This is a genomic window from Selenomonas sp. KH1T6 (genome assembly GCF_900108415.1).
Taxonomy (GTDB): Bacteria; Bacillota; Negativicutes; order Selenomonadales; family Selenomonadaceae; genus Selenomonas_B; species Selenomonas_B ruminantium_A.
Map to the genome: position 1 here is coordinate 185,594 of NZ_FNWN01000003.1, position 6,000 is coordinate 191,593.

Genomic DNA, 6,000 nt, shown 5'->3' on the forward strand with positions numbered 1-6,000 from the left:
TTGTTCCAGATTTGTCGAAGACAAATCTTCCTCTTGGCGTTTCAACTAGGCGGGAGATATTAGCTCACCGCCTGTTATGATATTCGCCACCCCCAGCTGCAGAGCTGGGGGACATCTTATTCCGAGTTATAGTCTTTTTAAGTATTCTTCCATCATTGCCAGCGAGTAGATTAAAGGATGCTCTATGTGTGCTTCCAGGAAGTCCTTGTCTCCGGTAAGGAGAATGTCCACATTATGATACAAGGCATCGCTTAGCACAGGAATATCTTTTGGGTCACGCAGGTTGCAGAGGATATTTGGTGTGCTCTGACAGAAAATAATATTGGTTTTACCTTCATAAGCCGCTACGTTCCCTTCTGAACTTAGCCATATCTTCTATCATGTCCTGTTCGGAATTCCATCCCTTATCATCGCTGAACATATTTTGTATCTCGGCGAGAATTTTGCGGCTGTCTTCGGCTTTTTTCTTTTTCCTCATGGCGGACAAGTAGCCAATAAAGCTGACAGCTGCCTGGTAGTCTTCGTGTTCCAGTCCGCACAGCAGGTCGGCTACGGTTTTCTCGTTGGGCATTACCCCAATGTCTGCGCTGATCATCATAGGATGGTCAACCCCCTTTCTGATGGCAATGGTGCTTTTAAGAATATTTTACTATGAATGATGGAGAAATCAAGGGTAGGTATGGAGATTTTTGAATATTGGGTCAATCAAAGAGAGGTGAATAGGAGACGTGGTAAATGTCATTTCCGAGCATCGATAAGAGCCTCCCTCTCAGAGGGAGGTGCCCCGAAGGGGCGGAAGGAGTTTTGCAATAAGAAACAATAATCCTCTTTCATTAAATTTTCATTGAATAAAAGATGACATCAGCAAGCACCCTGCCCACTTTCGCCAAAATCCGCCCACTTTCGCAGAACCTATTGACAAAATGCGGATTTCCGTTATAGTGTGGTTAGTTAAGCAATAATACTACTGAAACAATACGTGGAAACAATAACACCAAGCCTTGGAAGGAAGAGACAGGGGCCGCGCCTGTGGCAGGGGCCCTATGGGAAGGAGTGATTGTTATGAGAACAGATGTGTACTACGGGGGGGCAGAGAGCCTTGAGAGCCTGAGTCCGGGGATGGACTGCGGCGAGGTGGGCTTTGCCTTTGATCTGCAGAGGTTTGCGGATAATGACGTTGTACTTGTGGTGAAAGATGGGGACAAGGTCACCCTGAACCTCAATACTGAATGGCGGGGTAACGACCGTTGGCTTTTGCTGCCGAATGGCGACTCAATAAATCTATCTGCACTCAGATCGAGCAACACCGAATTGAATGTCAAGGATAGTGCGGGACACACATACGGAACCCTGGATCATAGGGCATTTGTCACCCTTAGTTCGCCAGCGGCGGGCGCAGCCCCTATCAATGAGGTGTCAGCCCAAGGGAGTGTGGAAATCTTTAACGGCAAGTACCTGGCGGAAAAAACCAAATGCAGTCATGTTAGAGTGGGACAATCTGATGTGCTTATTGTCTTAAAAGATGATAATCAAGATGGTGCATCCGTAAGTGTCGCTCAAAATTCTGACGCTGTTGCTGAAATGGTCTATCACCATGACGGGTATCTGCTCTCTGCCAAAAATGGAAGAGTAGTTATTAATGGTACATATGCTGTTTTAACTAGCGATACCTACGTGGAGCATAAATGGGTGATGCCATGTGAATTGCTGGCCGACAGTGATGGCAAGCTGACAGTGGTGGCCGGGATTTTTTTCGCAAATGGCGCAATCTCCGTGCATGCGGGCAGTGATACAGAATTGTGGGATGAGGCCGGGAAGCGCCTGGCGGTATTTAACACGCCCTATAAGAATGGTGCCATGGTCGTAGAGGCGTTTAAGGGCATCTACGACGGGGCCAATAAGAAAATCTCCCCGACCCAGGGCAGTTTCGCTGTGGGGGGGGGCCGCTATGTGGTCAATGACAAGGACAAGACCATGGAACTGTGGGAGACTGATGAGAATGGCTACCCCACCGAACTGGTAACGAAACGTGCCTATGCTGACATTGCCAAGGTTTCCTTCCCTTTGCCAGAGGATGCCTCCACCCTTTCCGGGGCCAATGACTACGGCCTGACCCTTGATATCAAGACCGTGACGGTGACGGCCACGGATACTCTGTCCCTTGAGGTGCCGAGCGGGTTTGACACGGTTGTTTACCAGAATGAGAACGGCACGACACGTTTTGCCACCCTGCAGAAGAAAACGGAGGGGTATGAGCTGGCTGTCGGGGTGGATACGCCTGTCACCGTGAACCGGGAAATGCTGACAGGAGACCTCACGTTGACTAATGGGGCGGTGAAGCTGACTGCTGGCGAGAGCATTTATGTGAATGGGACGGAGTACACCGCCACCCAGGCAGGCACCAAGCTGGCTGTGGTGAATGGTGATGCCACGCTGACCGCCGGAGAAGTTCGTGTGGAGGGGTTAGATCCCAGACTAGCTGTGGGGGATTTTAACTACTCATCCGCCGAGAGTAACGACTTCATAATGGCTTATGATAATGGCGTGGGCAGGCTGATATCAGGGGCTGTAAACTTTTGTGGAGAGCTTATCGTAGGTAACGTGACGTATACTGCCTCTGGATGGGCTATTATGCTTTTGAAAAATGATTATGTTGGCTTACTGATAGACGGAGCGGTGTGGCTGGACTATGTCGACGGCGTTGGCGAGAGCGTTTATGTGGATGGGACGGAGTACACCGCCACCCAGGCAGGCACCAATCTGTCTGTGGAGAATGGCAAGGCCACGCTGATTGCCGGGGAAGTTTCTTTTGACGGAGGTGCAAGCCTTTATGCAGATGGCACGGAGTACACCGCTGCCGCAAATGGCACCAAGCTGGCTATCAACGATAAAAAGGAAGTCACGCTGACTGCCGGAGCGGTGGAGCTGGACTATGCCAATGGGACTGGCGAGAGCATTTATGTGAATGGGACGGAGTACACCGCTACCCAGGCTGGCACCAGGCTGGCGGTAGTGGATGGGAATGCCACCCTGACCGCCGGGGGGGTGGTGCTGGACTATGCAGATGGCGCTGGCGAGAGCATTTATGTGAATGACAAGCAGTACACCGCCGCCGGGACAGGTGCCACGCTGGCCCTTGACGAGAGCGGCACTGTCGAGCTGTATGACGGGACGGTCTGGTTTGCTGCGGGCGGTTCCGTCAAGGGGTCTTATGGAAGAACATATACTGCCGCCGGAACTGGCGCAACCGTAAGCCTCACTGAGACGAACGATATAAGTCTTGAGGGTGGGGAAGTTTCCCTGACCGGGGGAAGCAGCATTTATGTAGGCGAAACATATTATTCTGTCAGCAAAAACGGCACGGCTACGCTGGCTTATGCCGGCACCAACGAGGCAAAACTGGTCAGCGGTGAAGTGGAGCTAAAAGGATACAAAAAAATCCTGATTGGGGAAAAGGAGTATACCGCCTATGAAACTGGCGCAACTTTTGCGTTGGCAGCAGACGGTACGGCTGCCTTGAAGAAGGGCGGTATTTCCCTGGCCGGGGGCGATAGTTTTGCGATAGACGGCACGACATACACCACCGGGCAGGAAGGGGCTGCCCTGTGTGTTGACGGCACAGGCAATACCGGGACAGAACTGCGCTCTGGTGAAGTTGCTTTTGCTGCTGGCAGCATTGTAATAGGCGGCAAAAAATACAAAGCCCAAGGCACTGCTTCAATGGCAGTTGGGCAGCAGGGTGCCGTGCTGACGGCAGGAGCGGTTGAGTTTGATAGCGGAGGTTACGTAACCGTAGGGGCGACAAAGTACTCTTTCGGTGACGGCGTTGCCGTGGGGGTTGCGGGTGATAAGGCCGAACTGCTGTCCGGCGAAGTTTATCTGGGCAAAGACAAAAGCATTTTGGTGCATGGCTGCGTGTATACCGGCAATGAAACAGAGTTACATGCACAGTTGGCATATGACGGGGAAGGCTCTGCAGTTAAGCTGGAATTGGGCTTTGTCAAGTTTGACAAAGGCAGCCTTGAGGCAGGCGGTGTCGTGTATACCACCGAGACCGGGGCGGCTATTTCCACGCTCGGTAGTGATATTTTCACGATCGGTAGTGAGAAGGTATGGCTGGACGAAGGCACGGTCAAGTTTGCCGAGGGCACGATATATGTAACCGATGATGATGTTGATTGTGCGTATACCGCCGTGGGCAAGGGTGGCGCGACTGTAGCCTTGGGCGAAGACCGGCAGGTAAAGGTGGGACTGGAAAAAGAAGAAAGCATCCTGATAGACGGCGAGGAATACAAGGCCGGAGGAGCAGGGGCAACCCTTACCCATAGCGATGGCAAAATCGAACTGACCGCCGGGACGGTGACTCTGGCTGCTGGCAAGAGCATATATATAGAAGGCAAGAATTACACGGCCGCCACTGGTGGCGCAACCTTTGCCCTGGGCGCAAACGACACGGTTACCCTGACAGGCGGCACTGTTTCGCTGGCCGAGGGCGAGAGCATCGTGATAAACGACACGGTGTATGAAGCCGTGACAGGCACCGCCACTTTGACCATGGTTCAGGACAGCCCGGCCCAGACCAGAGTGGAGCTGACAGGAGAAGCCAGCCTCACGATTGACGGCAGGCAGTACGATGCCGGTTCGCAGGGGGCAGACTTTATCTTTGACAGCAGTGACAGCAATATCACCTTTAATAGTGGTGAAGCATCTGTGGTGCTGGGAGCTGAGGAGGATATTCTGGCCAACGGCAGCAGGTACGCCGCTACGGGGCAGGCAGAGCTGAATCTTGCCAAGGATAAGGTCCAGCTGGTGTCCGGCGAAGTGAAGTTGGTTAAGGATGGCACCAGTATTTATGCGGGCCAGGGTGAGTATAAATCCGTCGAGGGTTATACCACCGTGACTGTTGATGCTGAGAAGCAGGCCGTGCTGACCTACGGCAGCGTCGAGTTTGTGGAAGACAGCAGCCTCAGTGTGGCAGGCAAGGTGTATAACGCTAAAGCTGGGACTATTCTGAGGCTTGACGAGCCTCCAGAGGGCAAAGAAATTGCCGTCCTGTACAGCGGGGCCGTGGCCCTGCAGACGGGCCAGAGCATCCATACACGCAGCAGCCATACGTATACAGCCCGGGAGGGGGGCGCTGTCTTTACATATACCCCCGACCATGATGGGATTGATGAAGCACTTGAACTGCGGGAAGGAACCCTGCACTTTGATGGAAGCATCGCCGTTAAGGCCGGGGGCCGGGATTATTATGTTGCAGAAAACGGTACTGTCCTGGCCTGTGCGGGAGCGTATGGGCAGGAGCAGACTGTGTCCCTGAAGGCCGGGGGAGTTTATTTTGCAGACGGCGTCAGCATTGAAGTGGGGGACACTACATATAAAGCTCCTAAGGAGGCTGGCGTCCGGCTGTCTGTCAATGAGGACGGCAAGGCCGAACTGGCCGCTGACAGTAAGGTTCAGTTTAGCAAGGGCAGTCTGGTGATAGACGGCGTGGAGTATGTCAATGCTTCTGATACCCAGGAGGTAGTGATGTGCGGCGGCGGACCCTCCGGCGCTGCCACTGTGGAGAAAGGAAAGGTGAAGGCAGAACTGCCCTCTGGCAAGGAGGTTTCGGTCAACCGCAAGACTTACAAAGCCGAGGGCGGCTCAGTATTGACCCTGTCAGTGGAAGAGGGGCAGACGGCTCAGGCCAATGTCAAGTTGAGCGGCAAGGCAAACGTCACGGTAGACGGCAAGGCATACACTGCCGGTGAAGCGGGGGCAAACCTTGACTGCACCGGCGAGGAGGTTAAGCTCGTTTCCGGTGAAGTGGTGCTGGGTGAGGGCGAGAGCATAGTTGCCAACAAGGGAGCTAATGTAGTGGTAGGCGAGACGACCTACACCGCCGCTAAGAGCGGGACGCTCCTTGCCAATAGTGACGGGACAGCGAAGCTGACCAAGGGGGCAGTGAAACTGGACAATGGCGAGAGCGTAGTTGCCGCCTATGGCACCAAGGTAGTG

The 6,000-nt window shown here is 53.3% G+C and carries 2 protein-coding genes; one reads left to right on the forward strand and one right to left on the reverse strand.

Features of this window, described 5'->3' with window-relative positions:
* Nucleotides 1-334: 334 nt before the first annotated feature.
* On the reverse strand, nucleotides 335-598 hold the full coding sequence (locus tag BLW59_RS03470) for a hypothetical protein (protein WP_217634600.1): 264 nt from the start codon (nucleotides 596-598) through the stop codon (nucleotides 335-337).
* 464 nt (nucleotides 599-1,062) lie between these two features.
* Here BLW59_RS03470 and BLW59_RS17660 point away from each other — a divergent pair.
* Nucleotides 1,063-6,000 (forward strand): hypothetical protein (locus BLW59_RS17660; protein ID WP_175463347.1); only part of this gene is annotated, 4,938 nt, incomplete at its 3' end.